At 41.4% G+C, this 20,947-nt stretch carries 23 protein-coding genes; 6 read left to right on the top strand and 17 right to left on the bottom strand.

Annotated elements, in window-relative coordinates:
* The first annotated feature begins 262 nt into the window (after positions 1 to 262).
* The 4 genes from zwf (at position 263) to GZN30_RS21330 (ending at position 4,327) form a co-directional block, all read left to right on the top strand.
* Positions 263 to 1,765: a glucose-6-phosphate dehydrogenase gene (zwf, locus tag GZN30_RS17360; protein ID WP_075648966.1), complete on the top strand. Its 1,503-nt coding sequence runs from the start codon at positions 263 to 265 to the stop codon at positions 1,763 to 1,765.
* Positions 1,762 to 2,478 carry a 6-phosphogluconolactonase gene (gene pgl, locus GZN30_RS17355; RefSeq protein WP_075648965.1) on the top strand — a complete coding sequence of 239 codons (717 nt, stop codon included), beginning with the start codon at positions 1,762 to 1,764 and terminating at the stop codon, positions 2,476 to 2,478. Before zwf ends, pgl begins: the two co-directional genes overlap by 4 nt.
* Positions 2,479 to 2,512: 34 nt before the next feature.
* A complete protein-coding gene (gnd, locus tag GZN30_RS17350; RefSeq protein WP_075648964.1) occupies positions 2,513 to 3,961 on the top strand; it encodes a decarboxylating NADP(+)-dependent phosphogluconate dehydrogenase in 1,449 nt (482 codons plus the stop codon).
* A 222-nt stretch (positions 3,962 to 4,183) separates the two neighbouring features.
* A complete protein-coding gene (locus tag GZN30_RS21330; protein ID WP_167521320.1) occupies positions 4,184 to 4,327 on the top strand; it encodes a hypothetical protein in 144 nt (47 codons plus the stop codon).
* 57 nt (positions 4,328 to 4,384) lie between these two features.
* On the opposite strand, the gene GZN30_RS17345 is transcribed toward GZN30_RS21330, so the two are convergent.
* Positions 4,385 to 4,642 (bottom strand): hypothetical protein, encoded by a 258-nt coding sequence (locus GZN30_RS17345; protein WP_075648963.1) that lies wholly within the window; start codon positions 4,640 to 4,642, stop codon positions 4,385 to 4,387.
* A gap of 574 nt (positions 4,643 to 5,216) precedes the next feature.
* Between GZN30_RS17345 and GZN30_RS17340 the strand changes: the two genes are divergently transcribed.
* Complete coding sequence (locus GZN30_RS17340) at positions 5,217 to 6,041, top strand: GGDEF domain-containing protein (protein WP_161987099.1); 825 nt, start codon at positions 5,217 to 5,219, stop codon at positions 6,039 to 6,041.
* Positions 6,042 to 6,043: 2 nt separating this feature from the next.
* Here GZN30_RS17340 and GZN30_RS17335 read toward each other — a convergent pair whose 3' ends face one another.
* Positions 6,044 to 6,352, bottom strand: coding sequence for a DUF2834 domain-containing protein (locus tag GZN30_RS17335; protein WP_075648961.1), 309 nt, complete (start codon positions 6,350 to 6,352; stop codon positions 6,044 to 6,046).
* A gap of 287 nt (positions 6,353 to 6,639) precedes the next feature.
* Between GZN30_RS17335 and GZN30_RS17330 the strand changes: the two genes are divergently transcribed.
* Entirely contained in the window at positions 6,640 to 7,161 is a 522-nt protein-coding gene (locus GZN30_RS17330; RefSeq protein ID WP_075648960.1) for a DUF2058 domain-containing protein, read from the top strand.
* Between the two features lie 71 nt (positions 7,162 to 7,232).
* Here the strand turns inward: GZN30_RS17330 and GZN30_RS17325 are convergent, their stop codons facing one another.
* From GZN30_RS17325 to GZN30_RS17255, 15 genes are all read right to left on the bottom strand, one after another.
* Positions 7,233 to 8,516: a DEAD/DEAH box helicase gene (locus GZN30_RS17325; protein ID WP_075648959.1), complete on the bottom strand. Its 1,284-nt coding sequence runs from the start codon at positions 8,514 to 8,516 to the stop codon at positions 7,233 to 7,235.
* Between the two features lie 176 nt (positions 8,517 to 8,692).
* Positions 8,693 to 9,310, bottom strand: a complete 618-nt coding sequence (locus GZN30_RS17320) for an OmpA family protein (RefSeq protein ID WP_083627152.1) — start codon at positions 9,308 to 9,310, stop codon at positions 8,693 to 8,695.
* 14 nt (positions 9,311 to 9,324) lie between these two features.
* A complete protein-coding gene (locus tag GZN30_RS17315) occupies positions 9,325 to 10,893 on the bottom strand; it encodes a TadE/TadG family type IV pilus assembly protein (protein WP_075648957.1) in 1,569 nt (522 codons plus the stop codon).
* A gap of 2 nt (positions 10,894 to 10,895) precedes the next feature.
* A complete protein-coding gene (gene tadF / locus GZN30_RS17310; RefSeq protein ID WP_139312231.1) occupies positions 10,896 to 11,441 on the bottom strand; it encodes a tight adherence pilus pseudopilin TadF in 546 nt (181 codons plus the stop codon).
* Positions 11,416 to 12,066 (bottom strand): TadE/TadG family type IV pilus assembly protein, encoded by a 651-nt coding sequence (locus tag GZN30_RS21345; RefSeq protein ID WP_174855909.1) that lies wholly within the window; start codon positions 12,064 to 12,066, stop codon positions 11,416 to 11,418. The genes tadF and GZN30_RS21345 overlap by 26 nt, the downstream gene beginning before the upstream one ends.
* Positions 12,053 to 12,979, bottom strand: a complete 927-nt coding sequence (locus GZN30_RS17300; RefSeq protein WP_139312230.1) for a tetratricopeptide repeat protein — start codon at positions 12,977 to 12,979, stop codon at positions 12,053 to 12,055. The genes GZN30_RS21345 and GZN30_RS17300 overlap by 14 nt, the downstream gene beginning before the upstream one ends.
* Positions 12,972 to 13,847, bottom strand: coding sequence for a type II secretion system F family protein (locus GZN30_RS17295; RefSeq protein WP_075648953.1), 876 nt, complete (start codon positions 13,845 to 13,847; stop codon positions 12,972 to 12,974). The genes GZN30_RS17300 and GZN30_RS17295 overlap by 8 nt, the downstream gene beginning before the upstream one ends.
* The gene (locus GZN30_RS17290) at positions 13,844 to 14,767 is read right to left on the bottom strand and encodes a type II secretion system F family protein (protein ID WP_075648952.1); all 924 of its coding nucleotides are present in this window, start codon (positions 14,765 to 14,767) and stop codon (positions 13,844 to 13,846) included. Before GZN30_RS17290 ends, GZN30_RS17295 begins: the two co-directional genes overlap by 4 nt.
* A gap of 1 nt (position 14,768) precedes the next feature.
* Positions 14,769 to 16,055: a CpaF family protein gene (locus GZN30_RS17285; RefSeq protein WP_075648951.1), complete on the bottom strand. Its 1,287-nt coding sequence runs from the start codon at positions 16,053 to 16,055 to the stop codon at positions 14,769 to 14,771.
* Between the two features lie 14 nt (positions 16,056 to 16,069).
* Complete coding sequence (locus GZN30_RS17280; RefSeq protein WP_075648950.1) at positions 16,070 to 17,296, bottom strand: AAA family ATPase; 1,227 nt, start codon at positions 17,294 to 17,296, stop codon at positions 16,070 to 16,072.
* Between the two features lie 14 nt (positions 17,297 to 17,310).
* On the bottom strand, positions 17,311 to 17,802 hold the full coding sequence (locus tag GZN30_RS17275) for a hypothetical protein (RefSeq protein ID WP_075648949.1): 492 nt from the start codon (positions 17,800 to 17,802) through the stop codon (positions 17,311 to 17,313).
* Positions 17,799 to 19,088 (bottom strand): type II and III secretion system protein family protein, encoded by a 1,290-nt coding sequence (locus GZN30_RS17270; RefSeq protein WP_075648948.1) that lies wholly within the window; start codon positions 19,086 to 19,088, stop codon positions 17,799 to 17,801. Before GZN30_RS17270 ends, GZN30_RS17275 begins: the two co-directional genes overlap by 4 nt.
* A gap of 58 nt (positions 19,089 to 19,146) precedes the next feature.
* Complete coding sequence (cpaB, locus tag GZN30_RS17265) at positions 19,147 to 19,950, bottom strand: Flp pilus assembly protein CpaB (RefSeq protein ID WP_075648947.1); 804 nt, start codon at positions 19,948 to 19,950, stop codon at positions 19,147 to 19,149.
* A 9-nt stretch (positions 19,951 to 19,959) separates the two neighbouring features.
* Positions 19,960 to 20,388 (bottom strand): prepilin peptidase, encoded by a 429-nt coding sequence (locus GZN30_RS17260; protein WP_075648974.1) that lies wholly within the window; start codon positions 20,386 to 20,388, stop codon positions 19,960 to 19,962.
* Positions 20,389 to 20,401: 13 nt separating this feature from the next.
* A complete protein-coding gene (locus GZN30_RS17255; protein WP_075648946.1) occupies positions 20,402 to 20,611 on the bottom strand; it encodes a Flp family type IVb pilin in 210 nt (69 codons plus the stop codon).
* Positions 20,612 to 20,947: the final 336 nt, after the last annotated feature.

Here is a 20,947-nt window from a genome sequence, read left to right as displayed (position 1 = left end):
TTTGCCCGTCAAAAACCTAGGCAAAAAGAACTGTCATATATTGACCAATTGATTGCTAGGTAGTTGATGTAAATCAAATAGTCGTAGACAATACAGCGCCGGATTGAGTGATGACTCAATTCGATTCGGTTTTACCTATCAATCATATAGGTATCATCGATTATCAATTTTGAGGTGTCGTTGATAGGGTTGCTTTCCTAGAAATTTGAATAAGAAAGCCATCTTAGGCACGCAGTTACTACCTCGTTTTAAGGGAAAGATGATGGTAATTCCAGAAAACAGTAGCATCGTAATTTTTGGTGCTTCGGGCGACTTAACATACCGTAAGTTGATCCCAGCCTTATACCACCTCTACGCGAACAAGCAGCTTCCTGACAACTTCGCTATTTTAGGCGTAAGCCGCACTGAATACAGCGACGAGTCTTACCGTGAAAAACTAAAGCATTCTCTGCAGGAAATGGAAAAAACCGAACCTGCAACACTCGACGCTTTTATTAATCACCTGCATTACCAAGCAATTAACACTTCGGATAGCGCTGATTACAGCAAGCTAACCGCACGCCTAGACGAAATTGGCAACGAATACGCATTCGAACAACGCAATACTTTGTTCTACCTTGCGACACCACCAAGCCTTTACAGCGTTATTCCTGCAAGCCTAGCCGCACACGGTCTAAACAGCGAAGAAGATGGCTGGAAACGCATCATCATCGAAAAACCATTCGGCTATGACTTAGAGTCGGCTCGTCAGTTGGATAAAGATATCCACGAACACTTCCAAGAGCACCAAATTTACCGCATCGACCATTATCTAGGTAAAGAAACGGTTCAAAACCTGCTTGTTTTCCGTTTCTCTAACGCGATGTTTGAGCCACTGTGGAACCGTAACTTTATTGATTACGTTGAAATCACTGGCGCTGAATTCTTAGGCGTTGAAGAGCGTGGCGGTTACTACGACGGTTCTGGCGCGATGCGTGACATGTTCCAAAACCACCTACTGCAAGTACTTGCCATGGTCGGTATGGAACCGCCAGCACAAATCAACGCTGATTCAATGCGTGATGAAGTGGTTAAAGTGCTGCAATGTCTAAAACCGTTAGATGAGCACGACCTACGCAACAACCTTGTACTGGGTCAATACACCGCCTCTGATGTCCGTGGTCAACACTTAGTTGGCTACCGTGAAGAGCCAGGTGTTGCTGAAGACTCTCGTACTGAAACCTATGTTGGCTTGAAAGCGTATATCAACAACTGGCGTTGGAACGGTGTTCCTTTCTATGTGCGCACTGGTAAACGCTTACCTACTCGCGTGACTGAAGTGGTTATCCACTTTAAGAACACGCCGCACCCAGTATTTGGTCAGGACGCACCTGAGAACAAACTCATCATCCGTATTCAGCCAGATGAAGGCATTCAAATGAGCTTTGGTCTCAAACAACCGGGGGCGGGCTTCAAAGCGAAAGAAGTGAAGATGAACTTCCACTACGCGGATCTACAAGAAACGCAAATGCTGACTGCGTACGAGCGTCTATTGCTCGATGCACTAAACGGTGATGCAACTCTATTTGCACGTAGCGACGCGGTAGAAGCTTGTTGGAAGTACGTTCAGCCGATTCTCGATTTCAAACAAGATCCACAATCGCTATTTGGTTACGCTTGTGGTACTTGGGGACCAAAAGAGTCCGACGATTTACTACAAAGAGATGGACGCGCGTGGCGCTACCCTTGTAAAAACCTTACAGACACGGATTACTGTGAACTATGATCAACCATAAGATCTTTGATACTGCCGAGCAGGTTGTTGAAAGCCTAGCAAACGATATGAAAGCATACAGCGAACAAAGTCGCCCAGTGCATATTTCTCTATCAGGTGGCAGCACGCCAAAAATGCTGTTTAAGCTGCTTGCAAGCCAGCCATACGCTGAATCTATTCAGTGGCAAAACCTACACTTCTGGTGGGGTGATGAGCGCTGTGTTGCGCCGGATGACGCTGAAAGCAACTACGGCGAAGCTAACACGCTCCTGTTTAGCCAAGTGGCTATTCCTGCTGAAAACATTCACCGTATTCGCGGTGAAGAACAGCCTGAAGTAGAAGCAGAGCGCTTTGCGCAGGAGATGGCAGCGGTTATCCCATGCGAAAATGGTACGCCTGTATTTGATTGGATCTTACTTGGTGTTGGTGCAGATGGTCATACAGCATCACTGTTCCCTGGCGTAACTAACTACCAAGATGAGAATCTATCAGTACTGGCTTCTCATCCAGAATCTGGTCAAATCCGCGTTTCAAAAACGGCTAAGGTTTTAGAAGCGGCGAAACGCATCAGCTACCTCGTGCTTGGCGCAGGTAAAGTTGACATCGTAAACGAAATTCACACTACTCCGGCGAGTGAGCTGCCTTACCCTGCAGCAAAAATCCAGTCTAACGCTGGCGCAACCGAGTGGTACTTAGATTCAGACGCAGCAGCAAAAATCGCGTAAGGCGAGCGTCGTACGACACAATTGGAGAAAGACAATGAAAGGTGATATCGGTGTAATTGGCCTAGCAGTTATGGGTCAAAACCTTATCCTAAACATGAACGACCACGGCTTTAAAGTGGTAGCTCATAACCGTACAGCTGCGAAAGTAGACGAGTTTCTAGAAGGTCCAGCGAAAGATACCAACATCGTTGGCGCATACTCACTAGAAGAATTAGTAGAGAAGCTAGAAACACCACGTAAAGTGATGCTTATGGTTCGCGCTGGTGACGTTGTTGATGCATTTATCGACGCACTAACTCCGCTACTAGACAAAGGCGACATCATCATTGATGGTGGTAACACTAACTACCCTGACACAAACCGTCGCGTTGCAGCGCTTCGCGAGAAAGGCATCCACTTTATCGGTACGGGCGTGTCTGGTGGTGAAGAAGGTGCTCGCTTTGGTCCTTCTATCATGCCTGGCGGCGCACCTGAAGCTTGGGAAGCGGTTAAGCCTATCTTCCAAGCTATCTCAGCAAAAACTGATGCTGGCGAGCCTTGCTGTGACTGGGTTGGTAACGATGGCGCTGGTCACTTCGTTAAAATGGTACACAACGGTATCGAATACGGCGACATGCAGCTTATCACTGAAGCTTACCAGTTCATGAAAGATGGTCTGGGTATGTCTGCTGATGAGATGCAGGCTGTGTTTGCTGAATGGAACCAAACTGAGCTAAACAGCTACCTTGTAGAAATCACTGCTGACATCCTTGGCTACAAAGATGAAGACGGCGAAGCGCTAGTTGAGAAGATCCTAGATACAGCGGGCCAAAAAGGTACCGGCAAATGGACAGGTATCAACGCACTTGACCTAGGCATTCCACTAACGCTTATCTCTGAGTCAGTATTCGCACGTTGCCTATCTGCGCTGAAAGACCAGCGTGTTGAAGCTGAGCAACTATTCGGTAAGACTATTGCGCCAGTTGAAGGTGATAAGCAAGAGTGGGTTGACGCTCTACGCCAAGCGCTACTTGCGTCTAAGATCATCTCTTACGCACAAGGCTTTATGCTAATGCGTGAAGCTTCAAACGAAAATGGTTGGGACCTAAACTACGGTAACGTAGCACTAATGTGGCGTGGTGGTTGTATCATCCGCAGCGCATTCCTAGGTAACATCCGTGATGCGTACGAAGCGAACCCAGAACTTGCATTCCTAGGTTCAGATGAGTACTTCAAAAACATCCTACAAAGCAGCCTAAACGCATGGCGTAAAGTGGCAGCTAAGTCACTAGAAAACGGCATCCCAATGCCATGTACGACTTCTGCACTAACCTTCCTAGATGGTTACACGACTGCACGTCTACCAGCTAACTTGCTGCAAGCTCAACGTGACTACTTCGGTGCTCACACTTACGAACGTACAGACCGTGCACGTGGTGAATTCTTCCACACTAACTGGACTGGTACTGGTGGTAACACTGCTTCAACAACTTACGATGTATAACCGTTAAGTTACCGATTCAAAGGCTGATATTGAATATCAGCCTTTTTTATTGCTCATTTCAATCAAATCTCCTCCCCCCGACGCCCTATCTAAACCTGTGATCTACGCCTAAAATTTATATCATGGGGATGATGTATAGCTCTGCAACATCGCCTATCGTCAGCATCACGAACTATTAAGGTTCTCAGCTATACAAGCAACAAGCCACTATAGAGGTTGTTTATGATCGTGAATAAATACTATGTATTTGCTCCTCAGCACATTGAGGCAGAGGAAACGAAGGACAATCAAATGATTTCAGGCAAGGAAGCTGAACGCCAAGCTCTCGTTAAGCAAGCTCAAAAGGCGAGCGAGATTAAAAACTAGCAAAAAGCCCAACTTTTCAGTTGGGCTTTTCTAATCATAATCGCTACTTAAGCGTAGTTACTTGAGTAATAGTTGGGTCAAGCGTTTCCCGATACGAAAGAAACTATAAAACACTGCCGCCATCAAACCAATCGACAATGCATAGGCTAAATAACTCGGTACACCTAACCCCCAAGCGAAGGTAAATGCAAGTCCCTGCAACGCTTCGTTTGGCCAATACATCACTGGAACATGGGTTCCCGATGCAAATAAAAATAGAAACGCCGCAAAGCCCGTTAAGGCTACGATTGTCCCTGCAACATTTGCTCTATTCATGTAACAAAATACTACAAAGTGGAAAAACAGAATTGTATTCCTTAGCTCGCTTTTCTGCTAGAAAAACTTAGCCAAATGCACCTAACTGCACACAATATCGCCTACCATTACAAATCTATATTATTCAGGACGAACCCTAACACTCGCCGGAATAATTTTCTCAATCAAGTACGCTAAGTACAAAGCGAAGACTTAGTCATCTACACTTCATTATGGAATTCATCTAGTCAATACCTCCAACTTAATTCGCAGTCATTTCTATTTTTTACAATCATGACATTGTTGATCTGATGCCCACCCCAATAGACCATAATTTTACAGTACGATGCTTAAGTCCCTCCCCCTAGTGAGAATAGTGACAACATTGATTATAATTCAACCCCTCCATAGTTAATCAGGTAAGAAAACACTTACTTCATGTTTAGCTTTTTATAAAAAACTTGTGAAAAGCTAAAGTAAACTCACATTTATTTGTGTCACCTAAATATTTATTTTACAACCACGCAATTAATACAATGACCATTTAAATCTCCATGATATAATCACAAGCGGTATAACCGGACGGGTCTATAAAATGAGAACGCTCTTCAACAATCAAATTACCCATGAACTTTCCCGCAGCGCGTTAAAATTTTCCGTTGTACCAATCTTAGCGCTGGCACCAGTATTTGCGTTACAAATTGAACTGGAGTCTGTATATGATTATATTTTGGAAGTAACACGCCTTTATTTTGTCATTATCCTAGCTTCTTTTACAGAACGGATTGCCGATTCGAAAATAATTCGGTTAGGACTGGCGCTAGCTATTTTTAACGGTACTTATGATGCGATCACCGAGATCATGTACTTTGAAAGAATAGTCAGTAATCGTTACCCTTTTGCCGATGCCCTGCTTGACGAAGCGATACTTATCATCGCGTACGGTTGTATCATCATCGGTCTATACAATCATCTAAGCCAGATAAACAAGCTTTCGCTTACAGATAATCTAACTCAATGCTATACACGCTCTGCGCTAAAACTCATTCCCAAAAATAGTTATCAACTTTTCTATCTGGATCTTGATAAATTCAAGCAAATAAATGACGTGCAAGGACACAACATTGGTGACCGCGTTTTGACTATTTTTGGTCGTAGACTTATACGTTGTTGTGACAATTTAGGTTATGCGTTTCGTGTCGGTGGCGATGAGTTTATTGCTATCGTCGATTTGGAAAAAGCAGAATCATTCATCAACACATTTACTCAAGCATGTAAAATCGAAAATATCCAATTCAGTTATGGCACTGCGCTTTGCGAGGACAACAATTTCGATAAAGCGATTCGTGATGCAGATGAAAACCTCTATGAAATGAAGAAATTTAAAGATTCGCAGTATCCCTACAACATTCAAGTCTAATCTTAAGTAATTTGCTTTTCCTTAAAGTATAAATATAGTGGCAACCCACATGAAACACCAATAGATAGAGTCGTAAATATCGCTAACCATCGCCCTGTGACTTGATGTTTTTTACCATCAACTAATATAAAACCAATTAAAGCAATGGCTGCAATTAGCACATCAACCCAAGCAAAGGTACTCAAATCATTTACAGTAATATCACTAAATAGTCGCTGAAAATCTAGACCGTTAGCGTACAACCAAGGTAGAAAAAAACCATATGGAAATAATGTTCCAACAATAGCCAAAATTAAATAAAATTTAAGCATCACTCCTCCTTATGTGAAATTTCAATTATTTTATAAAATCATTTATTACCTTACCAAATAACATGTAAAACTCAACCGTGTAACCCAGTCGAAAAGACAAAAGTAACGAAAACCATCATCCTCAAAGGTAGTGATGGCTCCATAGAACTCTGCATTCATTGACACAAAGGCTAGGTATTACTTTATTTGCGCTACCCTACTGAGTAGAATAACAAGACTTAAACTCTCTAAGCCTCTCTAATGAGGGCTTAGATTAAACATATAATTGTGGTTGAATCGGATACATCATGGCAAAACTGACACTTCAAGAGCAGATGCTCAAAGCGGGCTTAGTTAACGAAAAGAAGCTAAAAAAGGCAAAAAAAGGTTCAAAGAAATCTCGCGTCCAAGCAAGAGAAGTGAAAGCTGCGGTTGAAGAAAACAAACGCCTACAGCAAGAACGTGATAAGGAACTAAGCGCGCAACAAAATGAGCAACGCCTAAACAAAGAAATTCAATCTCAAATCAAACAACTGATTGAAATGAATAAAATTGATCTAGGTGATGGTGAAATTAAATATAACTTCACTGACGGCACACTTGTCAAAGCGATTTATGTTGAACAAGTTATACGTGACCAGTTAGCAAAAGGTATTCTAGCCATTGCACGCTCTGGAGAAAACTACGTTGTTATCCCAAGTGCGGTTGCTAATAAAATCGCCCAACGTGATGAAGACGCCATTATTGACCAGAAAGATAAGCAAGCAGACATTGTAGATGAAGACGATCCATACGCTGACTTCGTCGTTCCTGATGATCTAATGTGGTAATCAATTCACTTACTAGATAAAAAAAGAGCGAAGCCGACAATGCTTCGCTCTTTTTATTCTCGCTACTTCAACTACTTACCGTTTTTCGCTTTGATCATGCGGTAAAGGCGGCTGCGACGTTCTGCATCACCTTGGTTTGAATCGCTCGGATTATTCATACGTGAGCGACGATTCTTAAAGGCTGGTTTAGAATGCATCTTATCTAAAAGCGCATCACGGTTTTTCGGCTCATAACCTTCCAACTCTTTGCGATAAATACGCTGACCAATCAAAGATTCGACCTGCTGCAACGTCAACTCTTCTTCACGGTTAACAAAAGATACCGCATGACCTTTTTGTCCCGCACGACCTGTACGACCAATACGGTGCACATAGTCTTCAGCTAGGAAAGGCATATCAAAGTTGACTACATGAGGTAAGTTCTGAATATCTAGACCACGAGCTGCTACGTCTGTCGCAATCATTACTCGAGCTTTACCTTGCTTAAATTCATCAAGCGCGCGACGACGTGCACTTTGCGCTTTGTCACCGTGGCAGAGCACCGCTTTAATACCATCCAATTTTAACTCTTTGAGTAGTTCGTTCGCGGTTTCTTTGTAGTTCACAAAAACCAACACTTGTTGCCAGTTTTTACGACCAATAAGTTCAGAAAGCAGCTCACGTTTACGCTCTTGCTCTACTGGGTATACTACGTGCGCAATAGTGTCAGCGGTAACATTCTCGCGTGAAATCGCAATGCGTTTTGGCTGACGAAGAATCTTGCCCGCTAGCGTATTCATTTGAGAAGAGAAAGTCGCCGAAAACAGCATTGTTTGTGGCTTAGTCGTTACACCAGACATGATCTTTTCAATCGCTGAAATGAAGCCCATATCAAGCATACGGTCAGCTTCATCAAATACGAGAAACTCAAGATTCGCGAGTGATACATTGTTCATTTCTAGGTGCTCAATCAAGCGACCAGGCGTTGCAACTAGAATATCGACACCTGCTTGCAGAGCCTTCTCCTGCGATGCCATCTTGGCACCACCGTATACCGCGACAGTTTTCAACTCGGTGTACTTGGTATAATCCTGAATATTCTGCGCAATTTGAGCTGCCAGTTCGCGAGTCGGAGCTAGAATTACCGCGCGAGTTTGGTGACGATTCGAATTTTTAGGCTTATCCAAAATATTTTGCACAATCGGTAATGCAAAGGCTGCAGTTTTACCTGTACCTGTTTGCGCATTTGCGAGAATATCATGACCACGACGAGCCAGCGGGATCGCTTTTTGCTGAATTGGGGTTAATTTCTCGTAACCGCATTCTGTTAATGCCTTAACGACTTCTGGTGAAAAATTTTGTGATGCAAATGACATTACTTGTTCCTAAAAACGACCGGGGAATGCAAAAACGTGGCATTACCAAAAACTTGACCGGTGATTATAGTCGAAGTAGCCAGAGGATGGGACTAATTTATTGGTTTAGGTAACACCGGGAGCTTGTCACTCAGACAAACTCTCGTATATGTTACCAAAATTGTACGGGCTAAGGTCTATAAGCCTTTGATTTCAACTCGGCGATTAAGCTGTCGACCATCAGCTGTACTGTTGCTGGCTACAGGTTGCTTCTCACCAAAACTCACCGACTCAATGTTATTTTCATTTATCTGATTATCAGTAAAAAATGCTTGAACAGCCAATGAACGCTTCATACCCAATGCAAAATTGTACTCGTCGCTGCCAATCGAGTCAGTGTGACCTTCTAAAACAATCTTATTCTCGGTATTTCGAATTTTGTCTAGCATGGCATCCAAGACGGTTATAGAAGCAGGTGTCAACGAGGAACGATCAAACTTAAAGTATACTCGTCCGTTCGTTTCGCCCTGCTCTCCCTTAGAAACAAAATACTCAGCACATTCTTTAGACACGCCAATATTCATCATTTCAGTTTTTAGTAGCGCGTCTGTAGCCAATTCACCCTCGCCTTCAATACGGTGCATGCCACCTTGAAGTATCGAAACACGTCTTGATGTCTCAACGGTTACTTGCTCTTTAACGCTAAAGTCAGATTTGCCACAAATACTTACAAGGTCATTATCAGCCAAGGCAAAATTTGGTAAACATACTGTGCAAGCACCCACGAGCACCATATTAATTAGTTGCTTTTTCATCATTACATTCCGCCTTATTTAAGATGACCAATTTCTTCACTCACTAGGGAAAGAATCGTTTTTTTAATCACATCCTCACTGGTTTCATAAATCACATTCCCTGGTCCTACACAGTTTTCAAGCGCATTGTTCCTATTTACGTGACCAGAAGTTGGATCAATCTGATAGTCAAACGCGATAAAGTACAATGTCGTGTCATAACCGCCTTCACTCAAACCAGCCTTTATTTCCCGGCAAAGCCCATATTCATTGATTAATTTTTCACCGATGCGTTGATATGAGGAAAGTATTGCTTCAGAGTCACCTGATTCTGAGTCTGAATCTGAATCACTTGTGGTTGAGACAGGACCTCCCCCTCCTTCAGGAGAGTGTTCAGGTGAATCTTCACCATCTGATAGAATAACGAGCAGCCTTTTCTTATTGACACCATTTTTTAATAGCTTATACCCCTCAATGAGACCTTGATAGGCTGCCGTCCCACCTTGTGGCAAAAACGCCGAGAATCGCCTCTCTAGAGAGGTATTAGTTGCCTGCTGCCCATTCCGAGGCGGGACCAAATTATCAGTCAATGCCATACTATAGAAATTAGTAAGATAACTTTCGTCTCGATTTGCACACACACTCTCTGATTGATTTAAAGCACTATTAGCGTCAGCGATCGTATCTGTTTCAAAAGTCACATCTATATTATTCACTGTACTAACAAAAGAGTTATCCCCGGCGACAATACTCCCCCCATCGGCATTACCTCCACTTCTATCAAATAGGTAGCCATTATTATCGAACACAACATGCTCGATATTAACTAACTGTTCATTCAACCCTGATGGTTGATACGCCTGTATAACATCACACCCTAACGCATCAGCATATCTACGATGGGCATAGTGGTTGAAAGGAACGATTCCAACCCTGTTTCTGTCTTCCACATTAAATATACGATAGTTATTGTTACTAATATCCAGCTCCGTCAACACATCTTTTACGATATTCTGAAGCCTCCTATACCGTGGAAGAATATTTTCATCATCATGTGGCTCTAGCATAGAACCTGAATAATCTGCTACCAACATTAAATCTACGGGTTGGCTTTCGTATTTCTCTGACGTGGCTTGCCCTCCTATATCCACGGTTTCAGTAAAACCCGCACTACTACTATTACTCGGAAACCAAGTATCAAAATCCAAACTAACTTTGACGTTATACTCCATTGCTTTTGAGTAATTTGCGCCACAACTCTCACATGTTGTTCTTTCTATCGTAAGTGTTTTTAGATCATTTGCTGTGACTATGTTTTGCTTTGGGAAATAGGCTGCAAAGATGTCAGCAACAATCTTTCGGTTTACCTCACTACCATAATCCGCCGATTTGTTTGCTTGAACTGCTGATTCACTAAGTAGGTTCGGGTCTGCATGAGCGGAAAGTGCCAATGCGGCGACTTCAGCAGCATCTTGAATACGAGCTTGATGCTGCAAAACTTTGGCACCATCACTCCCCAGTGCAAACACTCCAAACAACACCGGCACCATCAGGACAAACATGATGCCCGCAACACCCTTTTGGCGATAAATACGATGTTTCAAAGCTATCTCCCCAACGTTATTGCATCTGACTGAATGGTTCTAAATCCACCACCGAATAGCGAGCCAAACCAGTTATCTGTCTCATAACATAAAGTTACGCGATACAATGTTGCTCGGCGCTCCCATGATGTCATTTTAGAAATGTGTTCCAATGAAGATATATTGCCATTAAGTACACATGCAGACTGAGAGGATTGAAACGCAGCTGACGTTGAGACACCTTCATCATCAAACTGTAGTGACTCAATAACATAGCCAAACAAGCTAGGGTCAAATCCTGCCACTGTACGCGCTAACGATGACTCGGCGATCCCCCCAATAGTCAAAGCTTGCTCTTGATTTAAAGCCATATCGGTATCATATAACTGCGTACGCTCTCGAACGATATTCGCCATTGAATACGCCAACCTATCCAATTTCCCTTGATAGCCTAGTTTGATGGTCAAATCACCACTGAAAACAAATAACATTGCAAATACCATGGCAACTAATGAAAGTTCAACCATATATGACCCAGCTTGCTTAGATGGCAAATTTATCACGCTCATACTCCTGTATTACTATCACCTCGCGTGCAAATAACTGCTCTGAGTTAATAAAATAATTAAACATCGGTTGATATTTATAGTTAATTCGGTAAACCGCGATAGCACTGTGCTGCGAGTTTCCACATGCTTTCTGTCTCTCTCCTGGCGCTAGAGAACAGTAATCAACAGCTAAATTCTTTAATTGTTGCTCATCCTCTAAATACTGAACAGTAAACGTGAAATTGTTTATATCGACTAAATTCGCCCAGATGGAGTTGTTGTCTTGAATACTCCGCTTAAAAAAGGACAAGTAGTCTTGGTCACATATTGCTTGAGCATTGCCGTTACCGTTACCATTGCCGTTGCCATTGCCATTGCCGTTACCAATTCCATTAGCGTTACCATTACCAATACCGTTAGCATTACCGTTGTTATTATTGTTGTTATTATTGTTGTTGCACTGCTCATGCACGGCACGCTCGAGTCTTGCACTCCTAGAAGCCTCACTTACTACTAGATCGGAAACCGATGAAATATAGGACATATAACTCGTTTCAACCCAAGCAATACAAAGCCACCAAAATATGATAAATCCAAGTGCGAACTCTATCGTTACCACACCTCTTTGTTGTTTATTGACTTTCATCACCGGAACTTCCTGTCGTTAGCGAGAGCTGTAGATTACTTTCCTTGTATTGCTCTATTTCTGACCTTAACTGGTCTGTTTCACTCTCATTATTTGCGATAGCTAACGGTTTTTCTTTCACCGTTGATTCTGATGTTGAAACAACTGCCACACCGTCACCGCTTTTCGCCAAGCGTTGATAATTAGTTTTGCGCAATGCGCTGTAAATAAGTTCTTTCTGATACTCAGATATATCAGATGACAGGGCATCTAGCACATATTGCTTATGTGAATTTTTCGCCATTATTAGAATTAAATTAGAGTTAATCTGTTGGTCTTTTAACTGCTCTTGAGTAAGGGATGTAATCCTATTCAGCGCGCTATAATAGTCACCTTCTATGGTATCTAAAAGCGCCAGATTATTTTTTACTTTAACGTCATCGTAAAAATATTCTCGCGATTTCTCAAACATATTTCTAGCTTTATCCAAATCACCAAGATTTACATAAACGATACCTAACAGGTTATGTACTTCACCACTTTTTGGTTGAAGGAACTTTGCTGTATTTAACGACTTGCGCGCTTGATCATAATCGACCAACTCTAAATAAGCTTTAGCGACAACCAACGCACCTTCATACGACATACGAGGTTTATCTAGTAGCGGTCGCATAACAAACAAAGCTGATTCAGCATCCATCGCTTCGATGTAAGCGTTAGCAAGTTTGATACGATACTCAACACTTTCTTCTTTCTTTAGTTGCTGCTTATAAAACTCAATCAACTTGTCGTTATTGTTGATTGCATTAAGTATTTTTTCTTGCTTAATTACCTCACTACCGCTCATTGAGGTGTTGTTAGCCATCTTTGTCGAGTTACAGCCAACTAACGAAAGAGATAAAAAACCAAATAAGATTACGATTAACTTACGCACCACTCATCAACCTCAATATTCCAGGAACTGTAATTAATATAACGATCGGCATCATAATAAATAGAATTAGTGGCACCGACATTTTTGCAGCTAACTTCCCTATTCTTTCCTCAACCAAGAGCATTGATACTTTTCGTATATCTGCAGAAAGAACCGTTAACGTCTGATAGATTGAAGCACCATACTGTAGGCTTTGTTTAAGTGTCATAACAAAACTACGCATTTCAGAAGTAGGAATATGTGAATATAGTTCCTCAAGTGCTTCGTTCATACCCACAATAGCGGCTCTGTCGTTTAGCCTTTTTAATAGTAGCGATGACTTCGGTTCAAATGACTCCATCTCTTTCGCTAGATAAGACAGTGAAGCTTCTATCGTCATACCGGTCTGAACACAAACCGCTAATAAGTCAATTATATATGGCAACTGCTTACTGACATGGGAGCGATAAGCCTTAATGCGAGTCGCTAAAATCGCATCAGGAATAATCAAAACAATCACTGTCCAGCTGGCGACTATCGCAACTATCGTCATAGAGGAATAGGAAGAGTATGAAATCAGAACTAAAACTATCGCCCCAAGTACTAGCAATACGTACTTAATCGGTAGGTATAAATGCGCATACTGAAAAGTATAATAACCCGCACTAACGATTTTATCGCTAATCTCACGGTCATTCATGACAATCGATGATGGTACAATTATGTCTAAGAAATCCTTTATGATCTTTTTACTATTCGATTTCTTTTTGTCATTCTTTATGTACTTGGCTATATTTTTCTTATGACCAGACTGATATAAATACACAACAAATATAATCGCTCCAACGATTAGCATTAATGATGAAAATAAAAGAAGCTCATTCCTCATGAAGTCACTCCTTTCATTAGTCTCCAAACAATAAAAATGCCAATAAATTCACTTGCCAGAACATAATAGAGAACGTATCTCCCTGTAGGGTCTGTCATCACAAACTCAAAATTTTCAGGGCTCAGATATTGCAAGATAAAGAGAAAAATAAATGGAATAGCGCCGACTATTTTAGCGGATATTCGCGCTTCTGAAGTCAATGCAAACTTCTTCTTTTCCACCGCTCGTGCATCAAACATTATTCGATTCAATCGTGTCATTACATCTTTTAGTTGTCCACCTCGCTGAATGTTGGCATTCATAGTGATAATAAAAAAGTTAAATGAAGCGTAAGGGAAGCGCCTAGCGGACTTAGTAAATACAGATTCAGGTGCTTCGCCCATCTGTAATCTTTCACCCATCAATTTAAATTCTTTGCCTACCTCACTATCTAATGTGTTACCAACATAGATAATCGCATGCATTAAACTTTCACCGGAACTTACTGCACTAGTCAACATTGTTAAAGCATCAGGAAATGCAGCTTCGAAATCTTTTTGTGCCTTATTTCTCAACCAAACAGTAAGGATGAACAACCCGAACACTTCGGTTACAAGTAATACTAACCAACTATTCCCTCTAAAAAAATTAGCATTAATATAGAGAGATATCGCTGCCAGCAAAAAAACAAACACCAGTAACTTATATGGCGCACCATCACCCAAGCGAGTCATTAAGTTTCTTTTAAAACGACGAATTTTTAGCTTTATCGACTGTTTATTTAGTGAACTTAGGTTAATCGCATTCTCTAACTGCAATGTTTCTTTACTTGTATAGGCATCCTTATCTTTGTCTAGTAACTGCAGCAACTGCTTCTTATCTTCACCCCTCGCAAGATATAGTAGTAGCACCCCACCAATGACCAAACTAAGCCAAGCCATATTACTCCCCTTGAATTCCAAACAGAGATTGTAAGTTGCTCTCTAAGCCAAAAAAGCGCGCTTTTTCCACTAATACTGAGCGTTTCATTAGCCCAGCAGTAGAAAATGCACCTTTCACCTTTCCATCTTGACCGCTGCCTGATTTAGCATTGAAACGAAATATCTCTTCCATCACGACATTGGGACCTTCCAGACCAACCACTTCAGAAATACTCATCACCTTTCTCGAGCCATCATGCAAACGACTTATTTGAATAACTAAATCCACTGCACTAACTATCGTACGTCTAATGGCTTCAAGTGGGAGGTTGTTGTTTGCCATCATAACCATGGCTTCAACACGAGCTAACGCATCTCGTGGCGTATTAGCGTGAAGAGTTGACATTGAGCCATCATGACCCGTATTCATCGCCTGAAGCATTTCAAATGCTTCGCCTCCACGACACTCACCGACAATGATTCTATCTGGGCGCATACGGAGCGAATTTATCACGAGCTCCCTTTGGGTGATTGCGCCAGTACCCTCAATGCCTGAAGTTCGGGTCTCTAATCGCACCACATGTGGTTGGAGCAGCTTAAGTTCTGCAGCATCCTCTATCGTAACTATTCGCTCCTTTTCCGAAACAAATTGAGTGAGGGCATTAAGCATTGTTGTCTTACCGGAACCTGTACCACCTGATATCAATATATTGAGTCGGCAACGAGCTGCAATCATCAGCAGTTTTGCCATGTCTGTACTCATGGCACCAAATTCGACAAGCTTCTCTAAATCTATGCTTTGCTTTTTAAACTTACGTATTGAAATCGAAGTTCCATCAATCGCGATCGGTGGGATTACGATATTGACACGGCTACCATCTGCAAGTCGGGCATCACAAGTTGGCGATGAATCATCAACACGGCGCCCAACGCGTGCTGCTATACGTTTTGCTGTTTGTAGTAACTGCTTTTCATCAATGAAGGTAACATTGGATTTTTCGACCAAGCCATTACGTTCAATAAAAACGTTCTCACAACCATTGATCATAACATCTGAAATGGACTCATCATCCATCAGTGGTTGCAGCGGACCTAACCCTAACAGCTCATCAATAATACTTTTTACGTACTCTCTACGAACGACCGCCGCTACAGAATAGTCGTTGTGTTTAATCAACACATCAACAGCACCACTAACCTGTTCCGTCAGCTGCTCACGAGTTAAGTTATTGATGACGTCAGCTTCCAAAGCCTCGTAGATCTGCTGCCTTAACTCAACATAAACGCCTTTAGCCTGGACTTTAACCATAAGTTAAGTACCCTCTATCCAAATGAGAACCATCTTTTCACTGCTTGTTTACTACTGACTCGGTTTTCTCCGAGTACAATAGAGGCTAAGCCTTGAAGACTGCTGGCCACTGGGAGGCGTGAATCAGCCAAATAACCATCGTTAATAATATGTTTGAGAATACCAGCATCAAAGCTAATCTCGATATCCACGTCCTTGCCCAAGAAGTCCCTTAGATCTTTACTATTTAGTACGGTCGCTTTGGGTGGTTGCACATTATTTAGTACAACAATTTGTCTCACTTCCGGTGCATGTGCAGTAAGACGCTCGGAAACTTTCTTTAATTGGCGCACGCTTGATACTGCTGGACTAAACACGAGGACGACTGTGTCTACCATCTCCAATAAATATTTATAATCAGAACTGGTTTGACTCCCTTTAGACAGGTCAGACACAATAAAATTGTTTTGCTCGCTCAGTAAGCCTTCGAGCACTCGTGTATATTCTTTGAGCTCATAACTAGAATGTTCATCAGACGTCAATGCAAGTACCGACAGGAGATCATTCACTTTTCGGGTCATGCTTCCTGCAAAAGTTTCATCTAACTCGGTTTCAACCGCAGAAATAGAGGCCTCGCGCTTTTCAAAACCTTCTAATTTGAGCATGATATCGAGGTTGCCAGCATGGTAATCATGATCAACCAGTAAACACTTAGCATCTCGTTTTCTTGAGAGATAAAGAGAGAGTTCTGAGGCAATCATTGACGCACCAGTACCGCCACTGCATCCCCAAATTGCCACTTTTTTAGCATCACGCTTTTTACCCAAGCCATTCATTTGCTCTCGATTTCTGTAGACATTTTTTATGAAATCGACAACTTCTTGCTTAGATGCAGGCCAGAACAAATAGTAAAAGCCCATATTTTTCAGGTTGCGAATTGTTGAAATTGCATCTTCTTGTCCAATCACAATTACAGAAGAGTCATTGGGTAGCAGCGGGCTAATTCTACGCATGTCCGCCGACACATCCAGCGACTTGCTTAGTTCAACAATGGCGATATCAACTTCTTTCTCTCGCACATACTCTTTGATTGCATCATCACGGTTGACCGCAAAACTTGGCAAGGTAATACCTTCAAACCGAAATGCTTCTTCTAACTGCTCACGGCAAGCTTTAGTCTGAATAAAAGCGGCACACGAAAAACTAACAACTTCTCGTTTTTTGTGTTCGACCTTGCTCAGAGAATCTAAGATATCCAGCATTCTTTATTCCTAGTCTAGTCGGTTGAAAACAACGCATCTTCCGGATAAGACATTGAGTGCCAAAGGTTACTATTAACCGCACAACCAATCGGGCGATGCATATAGCGCTCAACACTCACTGATTCACAAGTTGGACTGACAACTTTATACTTTGTAATTTCTATCGCAACATCAAACTCGCCTAAGTCATCCGAGGCTTCAAGGTTGAGATTGCTTTTTCTTGCCCCTCCTTCAACCAATAAATCGAGCCAATGCTTCGCCACTTTTTTTCCAGCCGAAGAACTGTAAAAAATAGTGACTGGACGGTTTAGCAACTCCGCGGAATTTTTCGCGTAAAATTGGTTCCATTTATCACTCACTTTTGCCGAATGTTTCTTGTCAGCAATAAGCGACATTTGATAACGCACAGGGTAGACATCAATATCGATACTTTGATTTTCGTAACCTTTCGGAGCACAACCAACACCTAATATCATGACTAAAGTTATTAAGATTACTTTCTTCATTTCTTAAAACCTCCTGTCGCGAGAATGTCATTGGCTCGTCTGATTACCACTGGATTAGTTTTTTGATCGATATTAAAAAGGCGTGATAAATTTGAAGTTCTCGTCATCGAAGGCAATTGAACAACGTGAGGAGATACCGGTTTAACCAGGTTCACTGTCGCAACTATGACTAGTTCGGTCTTAGTCCGAGATGTTTCGGTATGACGAAACAGGGCGCCTAAAATTGGTACATCACCGATTAGCGGCACTTTACTAAGACTCTCAACATCCTCTGAACTGAGTAAGCCTCCTAAGATAAAACTTTGTCCACTGGCAAGCTCAATGGTAGTCTTAGCGCGTCGTGTCTTCAGCCCAGGCAGGCTATACCTTTCATTAGCATATTGCGCATCTAAAGAACTTACTTCTGGCTGCAGCGATAATTTGATTTTGTCATCGCGCAACACCTTGGCGACGAGATCGAGACGAATACCAAACTCTTTAAACAGTACATTGGTTCCACCGTCAACTATGGTCACGACGGGTATTTCACCACCTACCAAAAACGACGCATTTTCACCTGAAATAACAGAGAGATTTGGTTCTGCTAATACCTGCCCGATAGTGTCATCACCCAACGCACTGATTCTAGTTAGAATGTTATCTGCACTAAAATTGAGGATCGGATTAACATACACGCCTTCGCCTGCTTCAGTGCCGTATTCAATCCCCAAACTTTCCATAAAACTCTGAGAAACTTCAGCAATCGAAATCTTAACATTGACTTGTTTTGTCGTTTTTACTTCGATCTGGTTAACTATTCCTCGATATTCTCGCTTAGTCATAAAGTCAATAACTTCATCATCACGAAGTTCTCTTACCCAAGTGTATTGATGCTTTTCAACGTCTTTTAATAACATTTCACCAACGAGATCGTTAATCCCATCTTTTTCTGCTTCACTAGATACAAAACCGGTTAAGACGACTTGCTCACCAATGTTGCTGATGGTGACATTAGCGTGAGGATAATGGAGCTTCACTTGCTGTGATATATCGGTAAAACTACGATTTACCACTAGTTGTCGGTTAACTAATGTTTTTGCATTCTCGTCAAACAACATAAAAGTCGCTGTGCCCATTTTTTTCCCGAACACGACTACCTTTTGACGATCAATAACTTGATAGTCTGCGACTTCGGGATCGGAAATAAATACGGTATCTACATCGGAGTCGGTCGAAACAGGTTTTGCTTCTCCCTCTTTAATAAACATCAAATCACTTGCCAGTGTTGCTGTCACAAAACTTGTCATTGCGACTATAGCTAGCCACCTACAGATAAATCGAAGCATAACATTCAACCTTCATCGATTAATTAATCGCAACCTTCTCGGCTCTCATCTCTTTTATTGCCTTAAAATTTGGCAGTACATCACCAGCATCTGCGGTTAACTCCGTTACCGGATAGTCCCCTACCGATTTATGTATCTCAATTTGCGAAACATTTTCAGCTACTTTTAGAATTGCCACTTGTTTTCTATCGAGTTCTAATACCAGATAGTTTCTTGATATCATTTCCGACTCGTACGGTGATTCAGATTGACTCACCTCTACTTTGAGTACCTTTACATTGGTTAGTATTGGCGATAGAGAAACTTTTTCTCGTTTATTACTTGAAAGTTCACCAATTCTTTTTTCAGCACCTGTCAATGCAAGCACATCTACATAAGAGCCTGGATTGATAACGCCACCAATAATTGATGTTGGAGAAACTTTTATTGGATACGGAACATATTTTTTATTAATCACTAGATTAACGTATTCATTATCCGTTGGTTGGATAATATCGGAGAAAAATACCAACTGATTATCTTTCATATCATTGAGATAAACTGAACCATTGGCAAACTCAAATAATTCATCTTCAAAAAGTCCTCTCTCGTTCGCCTGACTTTCGGTTAACGTTATCACTTTGAAGTCACTACGATGAACACTTTGCCCTTTAGCCACTGAAGTTCCATTAATCACATAAGCTTTAACTAAAACTTCTTCCTCTACTGGTTTCTCTTCAACCTTAACTGGTTGCGGCGCTGGTTCTTCTTGAGACCAAAATACACCAACCACTCCAATTCCAATAGCAATGAAGGCAACCACCAATAATAATTTAGAACGCATAATAATTTCCTACAATGAAACTAGTGAAATCAATAATCCTGCCAATGAAATAGAGACGCCAAAAGGTAACCCTCTTGTTTTAACCAACTCCATTCCTTTAAACAATCCAATCACCAAGTAGATAACTGCCAAGACTCCACCAAAGAGACCAATCATCAATAGGTAATCCAGAATATAATGTTCAGACATAGCTGGAATCATTGCCATTGCGAGTTTTGCGTCACCTGCTGACCAAACTGAAAATATATAGACAGTCACAAAAAACATCGATAACACTAACGATTTAATACCCCACGCCAATGAGATATTTTTAAAACCTATAACCAAAGAAACAAAGAAAATTAGTATGCACACTTTATTTGGAATTAATCTAAATCTAATATCTGTAACAGACACAACCATAACTAGGACGGCTAAAATTAGCCATCCTAAGTGCATGAATAAAGTTAGATTATGGTGTAGGTCTAACATTGGTAATGATTCGATCAAATGCAGCTTGTAAAGCGCCACCTAATCCAGTGTCGCTAGTACTTACGACACCCAGTACGATTGCTGAAATTGCCACACCAACAATTGCGTATTCAATTGCTGTTACACCTTTCTGATCGTTCATAAAGTTATCAAAGCCGACTTTTGCCTTGACGCAAATTTGATTAAACATTGTTTACTCCTAGTTATTCTGATTAGACATGCTCGACTTATCGTTTCTGTGCGAGCACAAAAAATATTATTCGCCAAAGAAATTAAGTCAATCTAAACGGAACGACAGGAAAACTTATTTAACTTGCAAACTAAAGACTAATTTCTCACAAACAAAACACATTGTCATATAATGCACTCAAAACATATTGATTAACATCACGACGAAAAGAAAACCAAATGCAACGTTCATTTAAAAATAGACACACTACACAATTAGAAACAAAAAAATTAAAATCAACGAATCGACGAGCATCACTAATTCATGAAAACCATAATAAACAATTCATTGAAATGT

The sequence above is a fragment of the Vibrio ponticus genome (genome assembly GCF_009938225.1).
Lineage (GTDB): Bacteria > Pseudomonadota > Gammaproteobacteria > Enterobacterales > Vibrionaceae > Vibrio > Vibrio ponticus.
This window is presented reverse-complemented; position numbering and strand designations above follow the sequence as displayed.

Excerpts from the sequence above, each read along its gene's own strand:
- GZN30_RS17275 (WP_075648949.1), bottom strand. The coding sequence starts at position 17,802 with ATGAAGAAAGTAATCTTAATAACTTTAGTCATGATATTAGGTGTTGGT.
- GZN30_RS17255 (WP_075648946.1), bottom strand. The coding sequence starts at position 20,611 with ATGTTTAATCAAATTTGCGTCAAGGCAAAAGTCGGCTTTGATAACTTT.
- GZN30_RS17270 (WP_075648948.1), bottom strand. The coding sequence starts at position 19,088 with ATGACAAGTTTTGTGACAGCAACACTGGCAAGTGATTTGATGTTTATT.
- GZN30_RS17290 (WP_075648952.1), bottom strand. The coding sequence starts at position 14,767 with ATGGCTTGGCTTAGTTTGGTCATTGGTGGGGTGCTACTACTATATCTT.
- pgl (WP_075648965.1), top strand. The coding sequence starts at position 1,762 with ATGATCAACCATAAGATCTTTGATACTGCCGAGCAGGTTGTTGAAAGC.
- tadF (WP_139312231.1), bottom strand. The coding sequence starts at position 11,441 with ATGAGCGTGATAAATTTGCCATCTAAGCAAGCTGGGTCATATATGGTT.
- GZN30_RS17325 (WP_075648959.1), bottom strand. The coding sequence starts at position 8,516 with ATGTCATTTGCATCACAAAATTTTTCACCAGAAGTCGTTAAGGCATTA.
- GZN30_RS17280 (WP_075648950.1), bottom strand. The coding sequence starts at position 17,296 with ATGCTGGATATCTTAGATTCTCTGAGCAAGGTCGAACACAAAAAACGA.
- zwf (WP_075648966.1), top strand. The coding sequence starts at position 263 with ATGGTAATTCCAGAAAACAGTAGCATCGTAATTTTTGGTGCTTCGGGC.
- GZN30_RS17320 (WP_083627152.1), bottom strand. The coding sequence starts at position 9,310 with ATGAAAAAGCAACTAATTAATATGGTGCTCGTGGGTGCTTGCACAGTA.
- GZN30_RS17330 (WP_075648960.1), top strand. The coding sequence starts at position 6,640 with ATGGCAAAACTGACACTTCAAGAGCAGATGCTCAAAGCGGGCTTAGTT.
- cpaB (WP_075648947.1), bottom strand. The coding sequence starts at position 19,950 with ATGCGTTCTAAATTATTATTGGTGGTTGCCTTCATTGCTATTGGAATT.
- GZN30_RS17285 (WP_075648951.1), bottom strand. The coding sequence starts at position 16,055 with ATGGTTAAAGTCCAGGCTAAAGGCGTTTATGTTGAGTTAAGGCAGCAG.
- GZN30_RS17335 (WP_075648961.1), bottom strand. The coding sequence starts at position 6,352 with ATGCTTAAATTTTATTTAATTTTGGCTATTGTTGGAACATTATTTCCA.
- GZN30_RS21330 (WP_167521320.1), top strand. The coding sequence starts at position 4,184 with ATGATCGTGAATAAATACTATGTATTTGCTCCTCAGCACATTGAGGCA.
- GZN30_RS21345 (WP_174855909.1), bottom strand. The coding sequence starts at position 12,066 with ATGAAAGTCAATAAACAACAAAGAGGTGTGGTAACGATAGAGTTCGCA.
- GZN30_RS17260 (WP_075648974.1), bottom strand. The coding sequence starts at position 20,388 with ATGCACTTAGGATGGCTAATTTTAGCCGTCCTAGTTATGGTTGTGTCT.
- gnd (WP_075648964.1), top strand. The coding sequence starts at position 2,513 with ATGAAAGGTGATATCGGTGTAATTGGCCTAGCAGTTATGGGTCAAAAC.
- GZN30_RS17340 (WP_161987099.1), top strand. The coding sequence starts at position 5,217 with ATGAGAACGCTCTTCAACAATCAAATTACCCATGAACTTTCCCGCAGC.
- GZN30_RS17295 (WP_075648953.1), bottom strand. The coding sequence starts at position 13,847 with ATGAGGAATGAGCTTCTTTTATTTTCATCATTAATGCTAATCGTTGGA.
- GZN30_RS17345 (WP_075648963.1), bottom strand. The coding sequence starts at position 4,642 with ATGAATAGAGCAAATGTTGCAGGGACAATCGTAGCCTTAACGGGCTTT.